The 21203-nt window shown below is 41.1% G+C and carries 20 protein-coding genes; 4 read left to right on the forward strand and 16 right to left on the reverse strand.

Features of this window, described 5'->3' with window-relative positions; all coding sequences use genetic code 11:
• Positions 1 to 25 precede the first annotated feature (25 nt).
• From fliP to CSC79_RS15915, 14 genes are all read right to left on the reverse strand, one after another.
• Positions 26 to 766 (reverse strand): flagellar type III secretion system pore protein FliP, encoded by a 741-nt coding sequence (gene fliP, locus CSC79_RS15850; protein ID WP_099296723.1) that lies wholly within the window; start codon positions 764 to 766, stop codon positions 26 to 28.
• Between the two features lies 1 nt (position 767).
• Positions 768 to 1148, reverse strand: coding sequence for a flagellar biosynthetic protein FliO (gene fliO / locus CSC79_RS15855; RefSeq protein ID WP_099296724.1), 381 nt, complete (start codon positions 1146 to 1148; stop codon positions 768 to 770).
• Positions 1145 to 1543 carry a flagellar motor switch protein FliN gene (gene fliN / locus CSC79_RS15860; protein WP_099296725.1) on the reverse strand — a complete coding sequence of 133 codons (399 nt, stop codon included), beginning with the start codon at positions 1541 to 1543 and terminating at the stop codon, positions 1145 to 1147. Before fliN ends, fliO begins: the two co-directional genes overlap by 4 nt.
• Before the next feature lie 17 nt (positions 1544 to 1560).
• Entirely contained in the window at positions 1561 to 2655 is a 1095-nt protein-coding gene (gene fliM / locus CSC79_RS15865) for a flagellar motor switch protein FliM (protein ID WP_099296726.1), read from the reverse strand.
• Positions 2656 to 2664: 9 nt separating this feature from the next.
• Positions 2665 to 3186 (reverse strand): flagellar basal body-associated protein FliL, encoded by a 522-nt coding sequence (gene fliL / locus CSC79_RS15870; protein ID WP_099296727.1) that lies wholly within the window; start codon positions 3184 to 3186, stop codon positions 2665 to 2667.
• A gap of 276 nt (positions 3187 to 3462) precedes the next feature.
• Positions 3463 to 5985, reverse strand: coding sequence for a flagellar hook-length control protein FliK (locus CSC79_RS15875; protein WP_099296728.1), 2523 nt, complete (start codon positions 5983 to 5985; stop codon positions 3463 to 3465).
• 104 nt (positions 5986 to 6089) lie between these two features.
• Positions 6090 to 6536 (reverse strand): flagellar export protein FliJ, encoded by a 447-nt coding sequence (gene fliJ / locus CSC79_RS15880; protein ID WP_099296729.1) that lies wholly within the window; start codon positions 6534 to 6536, stop codon positions 6090 to 6092.
• Positions 6536 to 7870: a flagellar protein export ATPase FliI gene (gene fliI / locus CSC79_RS15885; RefSeq protein WP_099296730.1), complete on the reverse strand. Its 1335-nt coding sequence runs from the start codon at positions 7868 to 7870 to the stop codon at positions 6536 to 6538. Before fliI ends, fliJ begins: the two co-directional genes overlap by 1 nt.
• Positions 7871 to 7888: 18 nt before the next feature.
• The gene (gene fliH / locus CSC79_RS15890; protein WP_099296731.1) at positions 7889 to 8701 is read right to left on the reverse strand and encodes a flagellar assembly protein FliH; all 813 of its coding nucleotides are present in this window, start codon (positions 8699 to 8701) and stop codon (positions 7889 to 7891) included.
• A gap of 3 nt (positions 8702 to 8704) precedes the next feature.
• Positions 8705 to 9751, reverse strand: a complete 1047-nt coding sequence (gene fliG, locus CSC79_RS15895) for a flagellar motor switch protein FliG (RefSeq protein ID WP_099296732.1) — start codon at positions 9749 to 9751, stop codon at positions 8705 to 8707.
• A complete protein-coding gene (gene fliF / locus CSC79_RS15900) occupies positions 9744 to 11462 on the reverse strand; it encodes a flagellar basal-body MS-ring/collar protein FliF (RefSeq protein WP_099296733.1) in 1719 nt (572 codons plus the stop codon). Before fliF ends, fliG begins: the two co-directional genes overlap by 8 nt.
• A 21-nt stretch (positions 11463 to 11483) precedes the next feature.
• Complete coding sequence (gene fliE / locus CSC79_RS15905; RefSeq protein ID WP_099296734.1) at positions 11484 to 11816, reverse strand: flagellar hook-basal body complex protein FliE; 333 nt, start codon at positions 11814 to 11816, stop codon at positions 11484 to 11486.
• A 168-nt stretch (positions 11817 to 11984) separates the two neighbouring features.
• Positions 11985 to 13406 carry a sigma-54 dependent transcriptional regulator gene (locus CSC79_RS15910; RefSeq protein ID WP_099296735.1) on the reverse strand — a complete coding sequence of 474 codons (1422 nt, stop codon included), beginning with the start codon at positions 13404 to 13406 and terminating at the stop codon, positions 11985 to 11987.
• A complete protein-coding gene (locus CSC79_RS15915; protein ID WP_099296736.1) occupies positions 13403 to 14515 on the reverse strand; it encodes an ATP-binding protein in 1113 nt (370 codons plus the stop codon). Before CSC79_RS15915 ends, CSC79_RS15910 begins: the two co-directional genes overlap by 4 nt.
• A 126-nt stretch (positions 14516 to 14641) precedes the next feature.
• Here CSC79_RS15915 and CSC79_RS15920 point away from each other — a divergent pair, with 126 nt between their 5' ends.
• A complete protein-coding gene (locus CSC79_RS15920) occupies positions 14642 to 15232 on the forward strand; it encodes a DNA-3-methyladenine glycosylase I (RefSeq protein WP_099296737.1) in 591 nt (196 codons plus the stop codon).
• Positions 15233 to 15274: 42 nt separating this feature from the next.
• On the opposite strand, the gene CSC79_RS15925 is transcribed toward CSC79_RS15920, so the two are convergent.
• Together CSC79_RS15925 and CSC79_RS15930 are read right to left on the reverse strand one after the other, a co-directional pair.
• Entirely contained in the window at positions 15275 to 16711 is a 1437-nt protein-coding gene (locus tag CSC79_RS15925) for a sigma-54-dependent Fis family transcriptional regulator (RefSeq protein ID WP_099296738.1), read from the reverse strand.
• Between the two features lie 163 nt (positions 16712 to 16874).
• The gene (locus tag CSC79_RS15930; protein WP_099296798.1) at positions 16875 to 17660 is read right to left on the reverse strand and encodes a flagellin; all 786 of its coding nucleotides are present in this window, start codon (positions 17658 to 17660) and stop codon (positions 16875 to 16877) included.
• A gap of 196 nt (positions 17661 to 17856) precedes the next feature.
• On the opposite strand from CSC79_RS15930, the gene pseB reads away from it, so the two are divergent.
• From pseB to CSC79_RS15945, 3 genes are read left to right on the forward strand one after another with little or no spacing between them, the layout of a single operon-like run.
• Complete coding sequence (gene pseB / locus CSC79_RS15935) at positions 17857 to 18858, forward strand: UDP-N-acetylglucosamine 4,6-dehydratase (inverting) (protein WP_099296739.1); 1002 nt, start codon at positions 17857 to 17859, stop codon at positions 18856 to 18858.
• Complete coding sequence (gene pseC, locus CSC79_RS15940; protein ID WP_099296740.1) at positions 18855 to 20009, forward strand: UDP-4-amino-4,6-dideoxy-N-acetyl-beta-L-altrosamine transaminase; 1155 nt, start codon at positions 18855 to 18857, stop codon at positions 20007 to 20009. The genes pseB and pseC overlap by 4 nt, the downstream gene beginning before the upstream one ends.
• 38 nt (positions 20010 to 20047) lie before the next feature.
• Positions 20048 to 21202, forward strand: a complete 1155-nt coding sequence (locus CSC79_RS15945; protein WP_237114045.1) for a Gfo/Idh/MocA family oxidoreductase — start codon at positions 20048 to 20050, stop codon at positions 21200 to 21202.
• Position 21203 lies beyond the last annotated feature (1 nt).

Raw genomic sequence — 21203 nt, forward strand, 5'->3', positions numbered from 1 at the left:
GTTATTGCAAATGTAAAAACCATTGCTAGACCCCAAGGCCGAAACTTTTTGCCAACGTCCCCATTACAAGGCTCCAGCCATCAACTAAAACAAACAGCATAATTTTAAAGGGTAGTGATACGATCATTGGTGAAAGCATCATCATACCCATGGCCATCAAAACTGATGCGACAACTAAATCTACAATTAAAAAAGGTATAAAAAACATAAAACCAATAATAAAAGCAGTTTGTAACTCACTGGTCACAAAGGCAGGGATTAGCACAATCATTGGCGTTGCTTCTGGCGAGTCGAGTTTGTCATACCCCGCTATTTTAGCAAACGTTTCGATGTCCTTTATACGAACTTGCGATAGCATAAATGCCTTCATTGGCTCTTTAGCAAGCTCTAATGCTTGTATTGAGGTAACTTGCTCATTCATATAAGGCTCAATGGCTTGCTCATTCACTTTTTGGTATACAGGCGCCATTATGAATATACTTAAAAATAAAGACATACCAAGTAGGATTTGATTCGAAGGTGTTTGCTGTAAACCGATTGCTTGACGCAAAATTGCTAATACCACGATGATACGTGTAAATGACGTCATCATTATTACTGCTGCTGGGATAAAGCTCAGCGCAGTCATGATAGCAAGCACTTGCAATGTCACAGAGTAGTCTTGCGAACCGTCTGGGTTTGTGGTGATATTTAGGGCTTCAATACCCTCAGCGTTAACAGTTGGTATAAATACGAGACTAATGAGTATTAGCAGCCACTTCATCATATTATGCGTTCTTTTTATTCTGATTAGAGTTTAGTAAATTACCAAATCGTTTGACCAAAGCAGGTAATTCTTTTTCTGTTAAGGGTGTTTCCAGCTTCAGTAGATAATTAATACTGTGTGGTGTGACGCCTAATAAGTGCTGGGCGTTATCAATCTCAACCACCATCAAACGTTCTCGTGTACTGAGTGGCAAACTGCGAACAACTTTAAATTCATCGCTGTTGGTTAAATTAGGGTTTACCTTTTTTACCATGATTGCGAGTACGATAATCAACACTAACACCGTAATCAGTGACATAGCCATTGATACAATGTCCCCCATCGGGGTTGCCGATGGAGTAACAGTACTAACTGTGGAAGAGAGTATAATCCAACCACTCATCGTAATTTTTTGATCCGTTCTACTTGGCTGATAACGTCAGTAAGGCGAATACCAAACTTGTCATTTACCACAACAACTTCACCGTGTGCTATTAATGTGCCATTTACCAACACATCAAGCGGTTCACCCGCAACCCGATCAAGCTCAACCACTGACCCCTGATTTAATTGTAATAAGTTACGGATATTAATTTTAGAACGACCCACTTCCATAGAAATAGTCACTGGAATATCTAAAATAGTATCAAGCTTACGTTTTTCTTCCGTACTCATTTCGTGTTTAGCGTCACTAAGCTCATCAAGCTCTGCAACTTGTGCATCCCCACCGTCATCAGTGCCTTCTGCTTCTGCTAGGGCTGCCGCCCATTCATCCATAGTATCTTGGTCATCACTCATACTTTTAAACCTTTTCTTTACCAGTCTAAATCCACACCTTCAGAAAGGTGTAAATCGTCTTCTAGTTCTGCTAACTCTGCATCTGAATCAAGTTTTTTACCACCTTTTGTAAAGACGTGTAATTCTGATTTAACTGACTCAGGTCGTTTAATCTTTTCACTAATTTGTAATGCCACATTGTCACGAGAGCGACCCATTTTCGCTCTAAATGTTGGTAAATCCTCAACAAACACAGTGATATGTTCTGGCATTTCTACAGGGATAATATCACCCGCTTTAAACTCCATTATTTGTTCTAAATTTAGATCCACTTCAAGCAATTGCGTAGAAAGCTCAACTTCAACATCCATAATTTCATCACGTAATGCTTTACTCCAACGAAGATCAGTATCCTCAGTGTCAGACTGTACACCAGCGTCAAGTAATTCACGAATAGGTTCAAGCATTGAATATGGCAGTGCGATATGGAAATCCCCACCACCGCCATCGAGCTCTATGTGGAAAGAGCTAATTACGACAACTTCCGTTGGACTAACAATGTTTGCCATTGCTGGGTTTACTTCAGAATCGAGGTATTCAAAGGAAACGTCCATAACCGGTGCCCATGCTTCTTTATAATCTTCAAAAATTATTTTTAGTAGCATTTGCACAATACGACGTTCTGTAGGCGTAAATTCACGCCCTTCTATTTTGGCATGATAACGGCCATCGCCACCGAAAAAGTTGTCTACCAAGATAAATACTAACCGCGCTTCCATGGTTATTAAGCCCGTCCCTTTTAGAGGTCGAAAGCGAACCATATTAAGGCTAGTAGGTACAAATAAAGTGTGAATATATTCACCGAACTTTATCATTTGTACGCCGTTGATTGACACTTCAGCCGTGCGGCGCATCATATTGAATAAGCTTATTCGCATATGTCGGGCAAAACGCTCGTTAACGATTTCGAGCGTTGGCATACGTCCACGAACGATACGGTCTTGGGAAGAAAAGTCGTATTGCAGTGTGTTACCACCGCCCCCTTCTTCACCATCTTCTATATCTTCCTCTTCGACTTCATCAACGCCGTGTAATAGCGCATCAATTTCGTCTTGGGATAATAAATCGCTCACGCAGGCCCCTTATTGCATTACAAAGCCGGTAAATAAAACCCGCTCAATTACTTTACTGCCTTCAACATCATTTAATGCCGTTTGTACTTTTTCAAGTGCAGCAACTCGCAACGTCTCTTTACCTTCACTGGTGCCAAGCTCGTCAGCCGTTGTGGTAGAAAAAACACTTAACAATGTACCTTCAATTAATGGGATATGTCTTTTGGCTACTTCTTCATTCACATCACCACGAACTAAAAGTTGGACTTTAATTTGTACAACGCGGTCTCTACTTGCACCTGGCACATTAAAAACGAAAGGTCTGGGCATTGCCACATAAAGGGCGCTGCCAATTTTGGCGTTATTAGACGATTCAACTTCTTCTGTAGCAACTGTTTCATCAGCTAATGTTTCAGCAGGTTCATCTGAACCTGACATTAAGAAAAACCCAACACCACCTGCAATTAATAAAACAACAACGGCAATGATTATAATCAGCTTCTTCTTACTTTTACCGCCTTCTTCTATTTCTAAATTTGCTTCTTCAGCCATTATAATTCCTTACTGCCTTAAAAGTGGGTAATAAAACAACTGCGTTAACCCATCAAGCTTTCTCATCAGAGCTTAGAATAAAGAAGATATCTCAAGCAACTCTTTTTAAACATTTCGATATAAATAACATACATATCAAGTCCAATAAAAACCTCAACCTAAAGCGATTTTGTTAATAAATCAGACTTTATTTTGTTACTCATATAGTTTAGTGCTTTAGAAACATCTTAAACTAAAAACTAATTAGTTATTTTTATAACTTTATAATAGCAGGTGTTAGGCATAGTAATCTATTGAAGATGAAGATTGTTGGCCTGAACTTTGCGCACTTGGTTCAGAATCCGCAGCTCCATCATCACTTTGACCATTAGATGCAAGCTGTCCGCGTCCCTGTTGCTGCTCTTGTTCGTCAGCATTACCTTGGCTATCACCTTGCTGGATACTGCTCTCTCCAAGCTCAATACCCTGCTCCGCAAGCATTTCGCGTAATTTAGGCATAGACTGCTCTAGCGCTTCTTTGGCTTGTTGGTTTTGTACAACAAAGTTTATTTGTGCTTGCTCTGCATCGCTGCGAATACGAATTTGCATGCTGCCCATTTCTGGCGGATCTAATCGTATTTCAGCTTCTTTATTATTAATGCTAAGTAGCGCACTTACCCGTTCTTGCAATAATTTTGCAGCATCACTTTTAACAATGTTCAATGCTTGCATTAAAGTAGGGTCTACATTTACTTGCTTTGTTTGTGACGTCGCACTGGTTTGTTGCGCATTTAGCACCTGCATATTGCTAAGCTCTTCAGAGTAACGCTGATCAATCGCTTCATTTATAGATTGGGTCATTGAGGTGCTTGCTATATTGGTCACTTGTGTAAATAGTTGATTTACACGCACCGCATTACTCTCTTTAGATGCTATCAGCTCAATTTTTTCATCATCTGCTACCAATGCTTCTTTTGCTACGTCTTGTTGAATATCAGATTTAATAGCTTGCTCTTGCGCAGTCATCTTAACAAATGTGGCTTGTCCCGATTGTGACTTCGCTGTTTCAACTTGATTAGTCGCTATAGGCTGTGCAACCTGTAATGGCTCTTTTGAGGTAGTTGTTGACTCTTTAGTCATGGTCATTTGATCTTCATCAAGCACAGCTAGTGCCGCTTTCACTTGATTTAATACCGCCCCCTGAGGTTTCTCAGTCGCGATAAACTGCTGAAGCTGTTCAGATAAAGCTTGCTTCTGCCCTGTTGTTAAATTAGCTATCTCGTCACTGAATTCTACCGCGTTAAAACTCGAAGTAGCATCGACATTTTGGGCTGAGTTAGCAGAGTTATTATTTGCAATAAATTGTGCAACAGTGTGTTTTAAATTCGCAAGGCCTTGTTTATCAACTCCTTGACTTAGCACTGCATTTACTTGCGTTTGCAATGTGGCACGTTGCTCTGCTGTCAAACGGGAAAGAACTTGATCACTTCCTGTTAAAACGTCTGTTTCTGCATTAAGGAGCTTCATAACTGTTTGATTTACTTCAGAGCTTTTCGCAATTTCCGAAGCAGACTGAGTGGTTTTAACAGCAGCTGACGTTGTAGGTGATTGAGCTGCAATAAATGCATCTTTTAATGCTTGAGCATCCTTAGGCAAGGTAGGCTCAGCACCTACTGTTTTTGCTATTTTAGCTGTGTCTTGCATTTGTGCTGTACCGGCTTCAACACCTTTGTTAACTGCTGACTTAGTAGCCTCTTTCGAGTCCTTTATTTGCTGTGCAGGTATTTCCACACTGCTTTTAGCATCACCCACCTGAGCCGAAACGCCTGACTTAGAATCTGTTTTGTCATTTTTACTTTGGCTATTAACTGAAGACTCAGCTGGTGCAGCTGAACTTTGTTTTGCAGCTGTATTCAACGAAGATGACAGGGCTTCGGGGTTTACTTCCCCCTTTTTATCCACGGGTTTTGTTGGGGCTTTTAGTGCTACATCTGAGTCAGTTACTACTACCTTACCAGCACCACCCACTTGATTCTTATTTACTTTTTCCTTTAATACCGCGGCTTCACCCTTTGAAGTGTCAGCTACAGACTCTTGCGCCAAAAGTGAAGCAAGTGGCTGGGCATTTTTAGTGTTTTCTGTAGAGGCGTTAATACTAGGCATATCCACGCTACTTGCTGATTTGTTAGTCCCATCCTGTGTTTCAGGAGCTTTTATAGCTTGAACATCATCAACAATTGGAGTAACGGCATCTTCGGGAAAACCTGTTTGTTTAAGGTTTTTATCAATTGCTTCAGCAACGGCCGATTTATCGCTAGGTATAACTGAGTTGTTAGGTAAGCCTTCACTGCTATCATCTTCTAAAGGCTTGTTTATAATTGGAGTAACGTCGTCAATTGGACGCGGGGCTTTAGGTTTTATATCTTTTGGATCGAGGCTTTCTTGAGCATATTTATCAATTAACTCACTTACTGAAGTCAAAGAATTATTTGGCTCTGATGTGCTCACACGAGTATCAAGGTTGTTTGCGGCGTTAATTTGAGCGAGCATATCATCACCAGAAATAACAGCTGCGGACTCTTTTTTTTGCTTTGATTGCATGGCATCTTGTGTATCACTTTCACTCAACTGTGGTGAGGCAGAGCCTTTACTTTTTTTATTAGGCTCTTCAGTGGCACTATTAGCGCTTTGTAACTGAGAGAAAAAGTCACTCTCTGAGCCTGACTTTTCATCAATAGCAGCTTGTTGTGATTGCTCTTTTTTAGCAAATTTAATATCTTGCTCTGCTGAAATGAGTGCTGATAGATCATTAATCGCCATAATTCACCTACATTAAAATGTGGCAATTTGCCGCCGCAGCTTGCCAAAATAAAGACGTCACATGTAACCAAGCAATATATATGCCTACTATTAATATTTAACAACTAAAGCGCATTACGCCTTTGAAAGAATTGGTTCAATGAAAACTCATCGAGCATTCGTTGCTCATTTTTTAATTCAATCGCAGTTGCTTTTTGCTGTTGTTTTTCAATCAGTTTTTCAATCGCTTTCGCTTTTACCTGTTGCTTTAACCACAAACTTTGTCGCTGGCTAACAACCTGCCTCGCTGTATTCACCGTACTGGCTTGCTGGCGAATAGCTTCTTCAATCTTCGCAATAAAAGCATGATATTGACTAAACCCGGCACTGCTTAATCCGGATTGGCCTTTAATATGAAGCTGCTGGGTATACTCCATTCTAAAATTGTTGAGTCCTTGCAGCTTTTGTTGATTAGATTGAAAGTGCTGCTGTGCTTGTAGGTAATGCATGCGTAAAGATTCTTCTTTTTCTTTTTCCATCTTTAGCAGTAAGTTGAGTTTATTATTTGCCATTATGATTGCCCTAGTAACTGTGCAAGTCCTTGCAAGCCTTCATCATAACTGATCACGTCTTTCATCCCTTGCTGTAAGAATGCATTGACACGTGGCATCATATTAATTGCCTGATCAAGCATTTGATCAGTGCCTTTTTGGTAAGCGCCCAAAGTGATCATATCTTTGTTTTGCTGGTACATGGAATAAACTTGTTTTAGCACTCTTGCTTGTTGCATATGCGGCTCAGAAACAACTTGCGGCATAACACGAGAGATCGATTTTTCAATGTCTATTGCAGGATAATGCCCACTATCAGCTAAATCACGTGATAATACGATGTGACCATCCAGGATTGCACGCGCTGCATCAGCAATAGGGTCTTGCATATCATCCCCTTCACTGAGCACCGTAAAAAATGCGGTAATTGAACCTTGCCCTTCGCCGCCATTACCTGCTCGTTCCACCAGCGCAGGAAGCTTAGCAAAAACTGAAGGTGGATAACCTTTCGTCGCTGGAGGCTCACCCACAGCCAAGGCTATTTCACGTTGCGCCATGGCATATCGCGTTACCGAGTCTAGGAGCAATAAAACATTTAGGCCTTGATCGCGAAAATACTCAGCAATCGTCACCGCACTTTCACACCCTTTTAAACGCATCAGAGGTGATGCATCAGCGGGGGCTGCAACAACAACAGAACGCTTACGCCCTTCAACGCCAAGAATTTCTTCAATAAACTCTTTAACTTCTCGCCCACGCTCCCCTACTAAGCCGACCACAATAACATCGGCTTCAGAACCTCGTGTCATCATGCCTAATAATACTGATTTACCCACACCAGAGCCTGCAAACAATCCCATACGCTGCCCTTGCCCAACAGTAATGACTGAATTAATGGCACGAACTCCCACATCCATTGGTTGACTAATGGGCCTGCGAGAAAGTGGATTGATGGTGTTTTGTGCGAATTTTAAATAGTGCTCTGCATTAATAGGCCCTAAGCCATCAAGCGGACGGCCTAGACCATCGACAACACGACCCAATAAGGACATACCAACAGGTAAACCCGTTTCATTGATTTGGGGTATCACTCGCGCACCTGGCAGCACGCCTGATATATGATCGTTAGGCATCAGATAAAGTGTTTGGTCGTTAAAGCCAACAATTTCAGCGTCTACAAAACCACGCATGGTTTCAATTTTACATTGACTGCCAACAGGCGCACGAAGCCCTTTTGCTTCTAACGTTAAACCAACTACTCGGGTAAGAATACCGGCAACGGCTGGCGTTGGGCTATGAATATGCTTTTGATACCCCTGTAAGCGCTCGCTCAATGGGAGAGGTTGTGTGTTCATTACAAACCAATTATTAGCTTAGATACCACTACTATGCAAAAAGCTATCCAACGTTTCTTTGACACGGGTTTTAAGCGTCATATCTACCGAGGATTGCGGTGTTTTGACTTGGCAGCCTCCGCGTTCAAGCGTTGGCTCAGGAATAAGCTGCCACTGACTCTCAACGATGGCCTGCTCACCATAACTATTTTTAACTAATTCAATATCATCTGGGTTGAGGTGTATACGCACAGCTTGTTGCTGTTCACCTAGTGCATCAATGCAATGCTTTAAGCTATGTAATAACACTTCAGGTGACGTTTTTACTTCTTGGTATATCACTGCTTCGGCTAGCATAACAGCAAGTTGTATTAATTGTTTTTCAGCCTCTTCGTCTACTTTATTAAGCGGTGCGGTTAAGCTATCAATAAGTGATTTTAACGCTGTTAATTGTTCTTCAATAAGGGGTTTTACTTCCTCTTGTCCCTGAGTTTTACCAAGTTCGACTCCTTCTTTGTAGCCTGCCTCTTTGCCTTCAGAAACCCCTTTTTCAAAACCATCAATATAACCTTGTTCATGACCTTGCTTTAAGCCTTCTTCGTAAGCATCTTGGCGAATACGCTCAAGCTCAGCCATTGTAAGGTTAGGCAATGCTTCTTCAGGTTCAGGCTCTTCAATTGGTTCTTTAACTTCTTTTTTGTACAACTCAGCCAATGGTGTGCCAAACGCTGTAGAGCGACCGTCGAATTTACGAGTGTCTTGCGTTACATCGGGGATAGGCCAGTTTTGTAATAACTCATCAGCTTCATTTTCAGTTAATGGCTGACCTTGAGAAGAGCGAGGCTTATTCATGGTTTACAAGAACTCCTCGCCACCACCACCACCGAGCATGATCTCGCCAGAATCAGCTAAGCGACGTGCCGTAGATAAAATTTCTTTTTGCGCAGCTTCAACTTCACTAATACGTACCGGTGCCATAGCTTCTAAATCATCTGCTAACATGTCGGCTGCACGTTTAGACATATTGCCAAGAATTTTATCCTTAAGGCCTTCATCAGTCCCTTTAATAGCTTTCATTAATACATCTTGTTGAACTTCGCGTAAAATGGCCTGGATGCCTCTGTCTTCTACATCCATCAAGTTTTCAAATACAAACATTAAATCTTGAATCTGTTGTGACATCTCTTCATCATGCTCACGAATTGAATCCATTAACTGTCCTTCAACATTCGTATCTAAATAATTCAATATGTCTGCAGCCGCTTTTAAGCCACCCATTTTGGCTGCTTGTGCTCCGGCTTGACCAGCAAACTGTTTCTCCATGATTTCATTCAACTCTTGTAATGCCGCAGGTTGAACTTCCTCAAGATTAGCTATACGCATGGTCAAATCTAGCCTAACTTTCTCTGGGAACTGGGCAAGTATTTCCGCTGATTGCTCAGGCTCTAAATAAGACAATACAATCGTTTGTATCTGAGGGTGCTCATTTCGAATAATGTTAGCAACCTGTTTGGAGTCCATCCATTTCAATGAATCTAGGCCTTTTGCACCTGACCCCATAACAATTTGGTCTATCAAACTAGCCGCTTTATCTTCACCAAGCGCAGCTGTTAGTGCTTTTTTAATAAAGTCTTCAGACTGGAAGCCTATCGTACTGAAGCTTTGAATTTGTTCGATAAATAGATTATGAACTGCACTTATCTTCGCTTGTGATAGATCATCAATGGCAGCCATAGCCATACCCACTTTTTGCACTTGCTTGGGTTCTAAGTGCTTAAGTATTTGAGCAGCATCCTCTTCTGATAAACTAAGTAGTAATATGGCGGCCTTATCAACTCCATCTAGTTTATCAACGTCAAAGGCTGCTGGTAATTGTTTTTGTTCTGGCTCTTGATCAGTCATCTTCTGTTAACCACGCTTTCACTACTTGTGATGATAATTCTGGTTCATTGGCAACTAAAGCTCGTACCGCTTTGAGTAAATCTTCATCGCCATGAAGGTCTGGTAACTGTAGTGTACCATCACTTGCAAAGCCAACCGAAGCAGAATCAAAGTCTTTATTTAGCATATCGAGTGTATTGTCGCCAATGTCTACGCCTGAACTTAACGCGTCATCATCATACTCTTCCAACGTATCATCTGGGTAAATAAGGCGTTTAAGCATAGGTTTAACAACCGCCATTATTAGTACAATAATAACCAGTGCACCTAACGCTAGACGTACCACTTTCATAAACCAGCTTTGCTCCCAAAGTGGTATTTCTTCTGCAACAGCTAACTCTTCACGCACGAATGGCACGGTAACAACTTCAAGTGCATCACCTCGTTGCAAATCAAAACCCACACCACCTTGCAATAGGCGACGAATATTTGACAACGCTTCAACAGAACGTGGCACCATCGTTGTTTCGCCGTTTTCACCTACTGTTGGTAAGTAATCGACTGCAACTGATACGCTAATTCTACGAATAACCCCAGTTTGCTGACGTTTATGAGAAATGGTGGTGTCTAACTCATAGTTACGAGTTGCTTCTTTATGGCTACTGCTTGGTGTAGTACCAGAGCCTGCACCGCCCTGCCCTGCAACTTCAGGGATGTTTGAATTAGTTGGCGGTTGATTTGTTAGAGCTCCTGGTATACCAACAGCTAGACCACCAATGTTATTTTCTTCAAATGTGGTTTCGCTTCTAACAGCTGGTAAGTCTGGATTGAAACGTTTTTGCGTCTCCTCAACAGCACTAAAGTCCATGCTTAAATCTACTTGGGCAGTGTAATTACCCATACCAATCACAGGCATTAAAATACTGTCAATTTTTTGTAGGTATTCTTGTTCACGCTTACGTTCAATATCGTACTCTTTTCTTGAACGAGCAGCTAAAGAGCTTTGAGAGCCAGAATTCAACAAACGACCATTTTGATCAGTAACCGTAACACGAGATGGTGATAGCCCTTGAACAGCTGAAGCAATAATATCAACGATAGAATCAACTTCCTCACTATCAAGCATACGCCCACGTTTTAGGGTTAACACAACTGTTGCCGAAGGCTCTTTTTCACGACGAGCAAATACATTTTCTTTTGGAATGGCTAATAACACTTTAGCCCGAGTGACATTCTTTAACTCTTCAATAGTACGCGCTAATTGCTGCTCACGGCCATGCTTTAAACGTTCACGCTCTAAACGCTGGCTTACACCAAAACCCATATCTTGCATGATAATATCAGTACCTGATGCAGGTGCTTGGTCTAACCCTTCACGTGTCATGAGTAACTTTATATTTTGATACTCATCCTCTGCAACCGAAATTAGGTTGCCATCAAGTTCATATTCAATTTTTTGCGCGTCTAAAAAGTCAAGAGTTTGAATAAGCTCTTCAGTCGGCATTTTACCCAATGGGCGCATGTCAGGCTGGCGCGCCCAGATAATGACAAAAATGGCGATGGCCAAGCAAATAGCTAATGCGATAATTAAGGTAACCTGGCGCAATACGTCAACACCATTTAATGCACTTAAATAGCCCGACTTTTGCTCTTGCTGATCGTCGTTATCAGTTTGGTTGATAGCACCACCGCCTGCTAATGCAAGGTCGGTTGATTGATTAGATTGCGCCACAATAATTCTCCACTACCCAGCTTAAACAGGCATGTTCATAATTTCTTTATAAGACTCAACAAGTTTATTACGAACTTGAACAGTAGCCTCAAACGCGACGGATGATTTTTGAGAAGCAATCATCACTTCAGCAAGCGATACACTTCTGTCGCCCATCTCTAAAGCTGTGACTTTTTCTTTCGCTTCTCGTTGATGATTGCTCACTGTGTCTAAGGCATTTGTTAACAAATCACCAAATTGTGCAGACGAAGTAGGTTGTGTTTGCGTTGGAATAGCATTATTTGAATTACTACGGCCAGCTTCAAGAGCCATAGACTGCATTTCTTGGAATAACGCACTATTTTGAATTTTCATAATTATCTCTGACGATGCACTTTACTAATAACTAGATAAAGCACAAACCATGCCAATAAAATAATAACTATATTTCAGTAAGTTAAGAGAGATTTTTAAATGTCAGAGTTTTGACATGAAGACACTCAGCATGGCTGAGTGTCTTTTGAAATTGGTCAGAATAGACTTTTAAGCTGGTAGAGCAATACCTAAATCTCGCATTTGCGCCAACTTATAACGCAATGTTCTTGGGCTGATACCTAACGTTTCAGCCACATCTTTTCGCTTGCCTCGACACCGCGTTAACGTTTCTAAAATAATGCGATGCTCTTTATCCTTTAGTTCATCTTTGTAAGTACCTGAATCTAAACTAGGAAGCTCATCCATCATCTCATTATGCTGTACTTTAGCTGCAATTGTTGGATTCGCTATATCATTAGGTGCTTGCGGTGCAACCGAGCTAGCACTTACACACGCACTAGGCGCTAAATTCTCGATGAATATAGCACTCTCATCAATAACGTCACCGTTTCTCAAGATTAATGCGCGTTGAATAACATTATCAAGCTCACGAACATTCCCTGGCCATTGATGCGACAGCAGCTTTTGCTGTGCGCTATCGCTAAGCTGAGCAATGGATTCTTTACTTTTCGCCAAATGGCGCTCAATTAAGTGCTTAGCTAATACCACTATATCACCCGGGCGTTCACACAACGGGCGCCACATCAGTGGAAACACATTGAGCCTGTAATATAAATCTTCTCTAAACTTATGCTCACTAACGGCATCTTTTAAGTCTCGGTTGCTGGTTGCCAGCACGCGAACGTTAAGCTTAATTGTTTTACGGCCACCTAATCGCTCTACTTCACGTTCTTGCAATACACGTAGTAATTTGGCTTGTAAACTTAAATCCATCTCGGTGATTTCATCGAGCAAGATTGTACCGCCCTGTGCTTGCTCGAACTTACCTGGGCACGCTTGAATCGCTCCCGTAAAGGCACCCTTTTCATAGCCAAAGAGAGTGGCTTCGAGCATGTTTTCAGGTATAGCAGCACAATTAATTGCAACAAATGGCTCGTTTGAACGTGCTGATTTATCATGAATAAATCGCGCAAGCACTTCTTTACCGGAACCACTTGGGCCCAACACCATTACGCTGGCATCAGATTTCGCGACCTTTGCCGCAAGCTCAAGCAATTGAATACTTGATGGATCAGCAACAATGGGACCATCTGTTTCTTTTTCGGGCTCTGGTAAGTAACGACTCACCATATTTAATAATACTTCTGGCGCAAATGGTTTCGCCATGTAGTCGATTGCCCCTAGGCGCATTGCCTCAACGGCATCATCAATAGTGGCGTATGCTGTCATCATCAGCACTGGTAAATCAGGGTGATTTAAATTAATGCTACGTAATAAATCAAGCCCACTCATCGCGCCCATTTGTACATCACTCACCACCAAAGAAAAGCTGTCTTTTTTTAACAGCAGCATGGCTTGCTCTGCACTATTGGCCGCAACACAGGCAATACCTGACATCTCTAAAGTATCGATTAATGCTTCACGAAGACCTGCGTCATCTTCAACAACTAAAATAGTGTTATTACTCATAATGCCTCCACCGCTTTAGATTCAGTACAAATAGGCAGTAATATGCTAAAACATGCCCCACCTTGTGTATTATTGGTAACCTCAACCCTGCCCTGATGAGCGCTAGCAACAGAGCTAACCACAGCCAAACCAAGGCCCGTGCCTTGACTTTTTGTGGTAAAAAATGGTTCAAACAGTTTCTCAGCCTGCGACATATCTATTCCAGGGCCGTTATCGCACACGCTAATACGCACAAGATCATCTGAATGAGCATCTCTTATCGCATTTACACGAACTAAAGCGCCAGAGCCAATAACTTGAATACTATTATGAATTAAGTTTTGTATCGCACTGGCTAACGCTGTTTTATTGCCCATAATAGCAATATCGGGCTCTGGTAAATTGACATCAAGCTCACTGCTATTAAGAGCAACCATTGCATCTGAGCCAGCTTTAACTTCGGTAAGTAATTGCTGCATAGAAACCTGCTCTACAACTTGTTGATCGCCACTTTTTGCAAACAGCAGCATGTCGTTCACTTGAGTTTCAAGATCTTTCAGACGCGACATTAATTTTGTGTGAAAATTACCACGCGAAGCCTCAGGTAAACGTTTTGAGCCTAAATTAGCTGCGTATAACATAGCAGCAGACAACGGAGTACGAACTTGATGAGCTAATGATGCCACCATTTTACCCAGCGCACTCAAGCGCTGCATGTGGGCCACACGCGTTTGTAAGCGACGCGTTTCGGTTAAATCTGTCATGAGAATTAACTGGCCTGGCTCTGGTGCCAATGCCGTAATATCTAACTTTATCAATCGACCATCTTTTAATGAAACTTCATGGCCATCGTCTTGTTGTGGACGAAAAGAACGTTGGATAATACTGAACCATTTCTCGCCTTCGAGTGGTTCACCTAGCATATCAATTGCAATTTGATTCGCCTTAGCAATCATGCCACGACCATCAAGCACAATAACGCCAGCTGGCATAGTATCAACCAAATGGCTCAACCAACTCGCTTGTTGACGAAGCTCACTAAGCTCCCCCACATACTCTTCTTGTTGAAGGCATGGGTTATATTGATTAGCTGTGATAAATTGTGGTTTCAACACGTTTGCAAGTGCCATGGTAAACTCTCATAAAGGTTCTCTACGGTGACAAATGCACAATTCGTACCAAAAATATATTAATTATAATTCATAAACTTAGAGTATATTTTACGTGACAATAAACTGACACAAGGAAAACACACAATGAATAAAAATGCTCAGTGTCGTTGCCCATGGCTTGATACTTCAAAGCAGGATTATGTTGCCTACCACGATGAAGAGTGGGGAGTGCCACTTTACGACGACCAAAAATTATTTGAGTTTATAACACTTGAATCAGCTCAAGCTGGACTAAGCTGGTATACCATATTAAAAAAACGAAGCGGCTACAGACATGCCTTTGAAAATTTTGACGTTAAAAAAGTAGCGTTATTTACCGACGACGATGTTGAGCGCTTAATGCTTTTTGATGGGATTGTGAGAAACCGCTTGAAGATTGCAGCAACAATCAACAACGCAAAACGCTTTATTGAAATACAGCAAGAATTTGGCAGCTTTAGTAATTATCAATGGCAATTTGTAGACAACAAACCACTAATTAGTAACTTAAATGAATTAAGCGATTACCCCGCCATCACTGAAATATCAACAGCTTTCGCTAAAGATTTAAAAAAGCGTGGCTTTAAGTTTTTAGGCCCAACGACTGTGTACGCACACATGCAAGCATGCGGTATGGTAAACGACCACAGTAATGAGTGTTTTAGAAAAGCAGAGATTATAAAAGAGTATTTATAACGATATATTTGGTAAAGTTGGAATAGCTTAAGCTAACGCGAGTTAGTCTCGCGATAGGTTATATTTTTTCATTTTTTCAACAAGGGTTGTGCGTCTTACTCCTAGAATTTCAGCGGCCCGAGCAACGACATAATCGTAGCGTTCAAGCGCTTGAGTTATAAGGCTTATCTCAAGCTCTGCTAAATACTCTTTTAACTCAATGCCCTCATCGGGTAGTAACCCGGAATCAGACGAAGCCACTTCAACCTCAGGCTCATCATCGTAATCGCTAAACCCAGTACTGAAAATATCATTAAACGCATCGCGTTCCATTAGTTCCTCAGGATATTGAGGCTCATAGGCATCAACTTCAATATAACGATATTTTGCTGGCAAATCAGGAACATCTACGACCTTCTCAGGAAACATTATCACCATACGCTCTACGAGGTTAGCTAGTTCACGGATATTACCAGGCCAAGCATGCTCTTTAAGGCTTTCAATAGCACGTTCTGTAAACTTAGCTGTCGTGCCGCTTTGCTCATTCACACGGCGCATTAATTCTTTTAGCAAAAGCGGTATGTCATCAGCGCGCTGCGCTAAAGAAGGATTCTCGATGGGAAATACGTTTAAACGGTAATAAAGATCTTCACGAAAAGATCCTTGCTCTATCATCTCTTCTAAATTTCGGTGTGTTGCAGCAATCACCCGCACATCGGCCTGAATAGCTTTTGTTCCACCGACTCGTTCATAGCTTCTTTCTTGCAACACGCGTAATAATTTAACTTGCATTTGCAGTGGCATATCGCCGATTTCATCAAGAAATAGCGTACCACCTTGAGCCAATTCAAAGCGCCCTTTTCGTGCAGAAATAGCGCCCGTAAATGCGCCTTTTTCGTGACCGAATAATTCACTTTCTAGCAGCTCGCCAGGAATCGCTCCACAGTTTACTGGTACAAATGGACCTGAATTGCGCTTAGACAATAAGTGAACATTTCGCGCAACGACTTCTTTACCTGTGCCCGACTCTCCAAGGATTAAAACATTCGCATCTGTTTTAGCCACCTGCTCAATTAAAAATCGTACATCTTTTACGGCATCCGTTTCCCCAACTAAACCATCAAACGATTTGTGTGGCTTGTGATACTTATGGTCATTCGGGAGCATTCGCTGGTATTGCTGACAGTCATGCAATAGCTGCGTTGTAATATCATGATTAAATGGCTCAGAAATTAAGCCCACTACGTTTGCAATACTGAGCAAAGGCTTTAAGGTTTCACCTATAAGTAGGAATGGGACAGTAGGATAACGCTTAATCAAACTTTCATGGTTGAAGCTACTTAAAGCGCCTAAAATAACCATACATTCTTGTTTTTGGTAGCTGCTACACTCTTGTTCAAATTTATCTTCAGCAAGGTTTAATACTGTTTCACCGATAAAAGTCAGCGAAGCATGTAAACCAATCGCACGATTATTATTATTATCTAAGATTAAGATCATTAGTTAGCGAACCACAGTCACAACAAGCTATTAATAAACTAAATTGTAAGCGAGTTTGACAGGGATGCAAGCATTGAGTGGCAGTTTTTTGACATCATTGCCAAAAAACTGCCGTTGATATAGCGATAAGTAATACTTAATAATTACTGTTTTAAAATCAACTCTATAGTAAGCCTAAAATAGACTCAGCGGATTGATTTGCTTGACCACGTAATGCCATAGACGCTTGAGATAAAACATCATTAGATATTTGCTGCGACACAGCTTGAGCATAGTTAGTATCTTGAATACGACTTTGGCTGGCGGCAATATTTTCCTGTTGGGTACCTAACCCTTTAATTGTACTGGCCAGGGTATTCTGAAAAGCCCCAAGCTCTGCGCGTTGGGCATTAATTTCCTCACTTGCTTGCTCACTAATATCGAGCGCAGCTTGAGCACCTGCTTGAGTTGAAATATCAATAGTTGATAGTGCAGAGGCAAAACTACCGTCTGTAGAATTAACCGTCTGGTTCGTATTCGCATCAGCACCAACTTGAAACGAGACAGCTTGACCATGAAATAAAGGCTTTCCTGCAAAACTCGCATTTTCGAACGTTTCAGATATTTGACTTTGAAGTTGAACAACCTCTTCTTGTAAGGCACTGCGGTCACTGTCATTCAGCGCCCCATTGCCTGCTTGAATAGACAACTCCTTGATACGAGATACAGCGTCATTTACGTTAGATAAATTTGATTCTGTCGCTTGTGAATAAGAAATGCCATCGTATGCATTGTTCACAGCCTGACTGTAACCGTTTTGTTGAGACGTTAAACGGTCAATAATTTGTAAAGCAGCTGCATCGTCTGCTGCTGAATTTACTTTTTTACCTGTAGCAAGTTGTTCTAAAAGCTTATTACCCGTTTGCTGAGTTTGGTTTAAAATATTTGATGAAGGTGATTGAATTTTCATAACAGGGCTCCGACACACTGAATTGGTTAAATTATAGCTTAATTTGCCAATTTTTGCACTATGTACCATGGTTTAATTAAATTAACTTGGCATCGTGCTTGCTATCAAACTAAGTTAATATGTAAAGTACTGAGAAAAGTGCCAAAATTTCACAATGCGTATAAAAACGCCAATGATAAATAACTTGGATAACATTATGTTCGATAACAAAACAATTCTAATTACCGGTGGTACCGGGTCATTCGGTAAAAAATACGTAAAAACTCTACTTGAGCGATACAACCCGAAAAAGATCATTATCTTCTCGCGTGATGAACTTAAACAGTTCGAAATGCAACAAGAGTTTGATCAACCATGCATGCGTTATTTCATAGGTGATGTACGCGATAAAGACCGCTTAAGAAGAGCTATGCGGGGTGTTAATTACGTTATACATGCCGCAGCCCTTAAGCAAGTGCCAGCCGCCGAATACAACCCTATGGAATGCATCAAAACTAATATTAATGGTGCCGAAAACGTGATTGATGCCGCCCTTGATAATGATGTGGAAAAAGTAATAGCGCTCTCAACTGATAAAGCCGCTAATCCAATCAACTTATACGGTGCAACAAAGCTTGCCTCTGACAAACTATTTGTTGCTGCAAATAATATTGCAGGTGGAAATCAAACTACCTTCTCAGTTGTGCGTTATGGCAATGTTGTTTGTTCACGCGGATCTGTTGTACCTATCTTTCAAAAGTTTATTGACCAGGGCCGTGATCATATTCCTATAACACACAATGAAATGACTCGCTTTTGGATAAATCTTCAGCAGGGCGTGGACTTTGTTCTTAAAAATTTCGAAAGAATGTTAGGTGGCGAAATTTTTGTGCCAAAAATACCCTCTATTAAAATAACTGACTTAGCTAAAGCAATGGCACCAAACTTACCCATCAAAGTCATTGGTATTCGCCCAGGTGAAAAACTACATGAAGTAATGTGCCCCGCGGATTTATGTTTTGACACTTTTGAGTTTGATGACCACTTTGTTATTGCTCCAGGAATAAAATTTAGCAGTCGATGCAACGACTTCGATACTAATGCGCTCAAAGAGAAAGGTAATAAAGTAGAGGTCGGATTTGAGTACAACTCACTGAGTAACTCACACTTCTTAACGATCGAAGAAATACGTGCATTTAATATTCAGGCACTTTTATGATTCCCTATGGCAAACAATCTATTGATCAAACTGACATTGATGCGGTTGTTGATGTCTTAAAATCTGATTGGCTCACACAAGGCCCCAAAGTACCAGCATTTGAAGATTCTGTTGCTAGTTATTGTGAAGCAAAACACGGCGTAGCTGTTAATAGTGCAACATCAGCATTACATATTGCTTGTTTAGCGCTTGACGTTGGCAAGGGGGATATTGTTTGGACCTCCCCGATTTCATTTGTTGCTTCAGCAAACTGCGCTTTGTACTGTGGGGCTAAAATTGATTTTGTCGATATTGACTTAAATACAGGCAATATGTCAGTTTTGGAACTAGAAAAAAAATTGCTCCTAGCCAAAAAAAATAATTGCTTACCAAAGGTTGTGATCCCCGTTCATTTAGCGGGTCAGTCATGTGATATGCAAGCTATTCACAAGCTAGCTCATAAATATGATTTTAAAATTATTGAAGACGCCTCTCATGCTATTGGTGCGAAATATTTAGACAAACCTGTTGGTAATTGTGAATTTTCAGACATTTGCATATTCAGCTTCCACCCTGTAAAAATAATCACCTCTGCCGAAGGTGGAATGGCTGTAACAAATAGTGATAATTTAGCAAAACGTTTAAAAAGGTTAAGAAGTCACGGTCTAACCACAGATCCAACCGAAATGACCGAGCCAAGTCATGGCCCTTGGTACTACCAACAAATTGAGCTTGGTTTTAACTATCGAATGACTGATTTGCATGCGGCATTAGGTATGAGTCAGTTAAGTAAAGTTGATGAGTTTGTTAACCAGCGTCACTTTTTAGCTAAAACATATGATGCACACTTAGATCTTAATCTGATTCGCCCATTGCAACAGAGCAACACATGCTATTCAGCTTATCATTTATACATAGTTCAACTTAAAAATAGCGATATTGAACAGCACAAAAATGTGATAACCCAACTTCGAGCTGCTGGAATTATTGGCCACCTGCATTATATCCCAATACATTTACAACCTTATTATAAAGCTATGGGCTTTAGTGCTGGTGACTTCCCTAATGCTGAAAAATATTACCAGAGGGCTATCACCCTCCCCTTGCATCCAGCGTTGCAAGACCATGAAGTGTATTTAGTAATTAACACCTTACATCAAATCTTAAATTAAAGTTTTCAACCTTTTTGACGATATAAATATGTCATTTTATGAAACATGAGGCTGCTATGCTACAAACTCACCCAACGTTCAAACTCGCATTTATTGGCGGGGGTAACACATCTGCAGTTGGCTATGTTCACTTTTGTGCAGCTCACATGGATCATAAGTTTCAAGTTGTTGCTGGTGCTTTTTGTCGTAACCAAGAAAACAACAAAGCGACAGGTGTTCATTGGGGTGTTTCCTCAGAGCGCGTTTACGATGATTGGAAGCAGATGGTCGAAATAGAACGAGAGAATATAGATGCATTTGTAGTGCTCACTCCCACACCACATCATTTAGAAGTTCTACAATATTTATTTGAAAAAAAGCTACCCGTGATTTGTGAAAAAGCCATGGTATGCGGCCCAAAAGAAATCGCTGCACTTAAGCCATATTACGATCCTGAAAAACAATTTTTAGCGGTAACCTTTAATTACAGTGGATATGCTATGGTGCGAGAATTAAAGCACTTAATTAGCTCAGGAAAGTTAGGGGAAATTCAAAAAATTCATTTAGAAATGCCACAAGAAGGCTTTCGCCGACCTCCTGATATTGCGGGTAAAACGTCGCAACCGCAAGCATGGCGACTGCAAGACGCTGAAGTACCTACAATCTGCCTAGATTTAGGTGTACACCTTCACCATTTAAGTAGTTTTTTATTAAATGAAGAGCCAAGTCACACCCTTGCTGAATTTAGTAACCACTCTCAATACATTGACTTAGTCGATGACGTACAAATGTTATTAAAGTACGCCAGTGGCATCAAAGGTAGCATGTGGATGTCGAAAACAGCGATTGGGCACAGAAATGGACTACAAGTTAGAGTTTATGGTGATATTGGGAGTGCCAAGTGGCTGCAACTAAACCCCGATGAGTTAGAACTTAATTTTAATGATGGTCGAAGGGAAATATTAGACCGTGCAGGTCAATGCGATTACGCACACCAATTTAGATATAACCGAATGAAGCCAGGCCATCCCACTGGCTTTGTCGAAGCGTTTGCAAACTTATACAGCGACATAGCCGAGGAGCTAACATCTTTTCAGCAAGGTCAAAAAAGCAAGAAACCATATGTGTTTGGTTTAGAGCATGCAGCAGATGGTTTAAATCTGTTTGCTGCCGCAAAACGCTCAACAAAAACGCTTACTTGGGAAGGCATTTAGG

The sequence above is a fragment of the Pseudoalteromonas sp. 3D05 genome, from assembly GCF_002723455.1.
GTDB lineage: Bacteria > Pseudomonadota > Gammaproteobacteria > Enterobacterales > Alteromonadaceae > Pseudoalteromonas.

Bases quoted from the DNA above. Each gene is read 5' to 3' on its own strand.
- fliP (WP_099296723.1), bottom strand. From the start codon at position 766: ATGATGAAGTGGCTGCTAATACTCATTAGTCTCGTATTTATACCAACT.
- fliO (WP_099296724.1), bottom strand. From the start codon at position 1,148: ATGAGTGGTTGGATTATACTCTCTTCCACAGTTAGTACTGTTACTCCA.
- fliN (WP_099296725.1), bottom strand. From the start codon at position 1,543: ATGAGTGATGACCAAGATACTATGGATGAATGGGCGGCAGCCCTAGCA.
- fliL (WP_099296727.1), bottom strand. From the start codon at position 3,186: ATGGCTGAAGAAGCAAATTTAGAAATAGAAGAAGGCGGTAAAAGTAAG.
- CSC79_RS15875 (WP_099296728.1), bottom strand. From the start codon at position 5,985: ATGGCGATTAATGATCTATCAGCACTCATTTCAGCAGAGCAAGATATT.
- fliJ (WP_099296729.1), bottom strand. From the start codon at position 6,536: ATGGCAAATAATAAACTCAACTTACTGCTAAAGATGGAAAAAGAAAAA.
- fliI (WP_099296730.1), bottom strand. From the start codon at position 7,870: ATGAACACACAACCTCTCCCATTGAGCGAGCGCTTACAGGGGTATCAA.
- fliH (WP_099296731.1), bottom strand. From the start codon at position 8,701: ATGAATAAGCCTCGCTCTTCTCAAGGTCAGCCATTAACTGAAAATGAA.
- fliG (WP_099296732.1), bottom strand. From the start codon at position 9,751: ATGACTGATCAAGAGCCAGAACAAAAACAATTACCAGCAGCCTTTGAC.
- fliE (WP_099296734.1), bottom strand. From the start codon at position 11,816: ATGAAAATTCAAAATAGTGCGTTATTCCAAGAAATGCAGTCTATGGCT.
- CSC79_RS15910 (WP_099296735.1), bottom strand. From the start codon at position 13,406: ATGAGTAATAACACTATTTTAGTTGTTGAAGATGACGCAGGTCTTCGT.
- CSC79_RS15915 (WP_099296736.1), bottom strand. From the start codon at position 14,515: ATGGCACTTGCAAACGTGTTGAAACCACAATTTATCACAGCTAATCAA.
- CSC79_RS15920 (WP_099296737.1), top strand. From the start codon at position 14,642: ATGAATAAAAATGCTCAGTGTCGTTGCCCATGGCTTGATACTTCAAAG.
- CSC79_RS15925 (WP_099296738.1), bottom strand. From the start codon at position 16,711: ATGATCTTAATCTTAGATAATAATAATAATCGTGCGATTGGTTTACAT.
- CSC79_RS15930 (WP_099296798.1), bottom strand. From the start codon at position 17,660: ATGAAAATTCAATCACCTTCATCAAATATTTTAAACCAAACTCAGCAA.
- pseB (WP_099296739.1), top strand. From the start codon at position 17,857: ATGTTCGATAACAAAACAATTCTAATTACCGGTGGTACCGGGTCATTC.
- pseC (WP_099296740.1), top strand. From the start codon at position 18,855: ATGATTCCCTATGGCAAACAATCTATTGATCAAACTGACATTGATGCG.
- CSC79_RS15945 (WP_237114045.1), top strand. From the start codon at position 20,048: ATGAAACATGAGGCTGCTATGCTACAAACTCACCCAACGTTCAAACTC.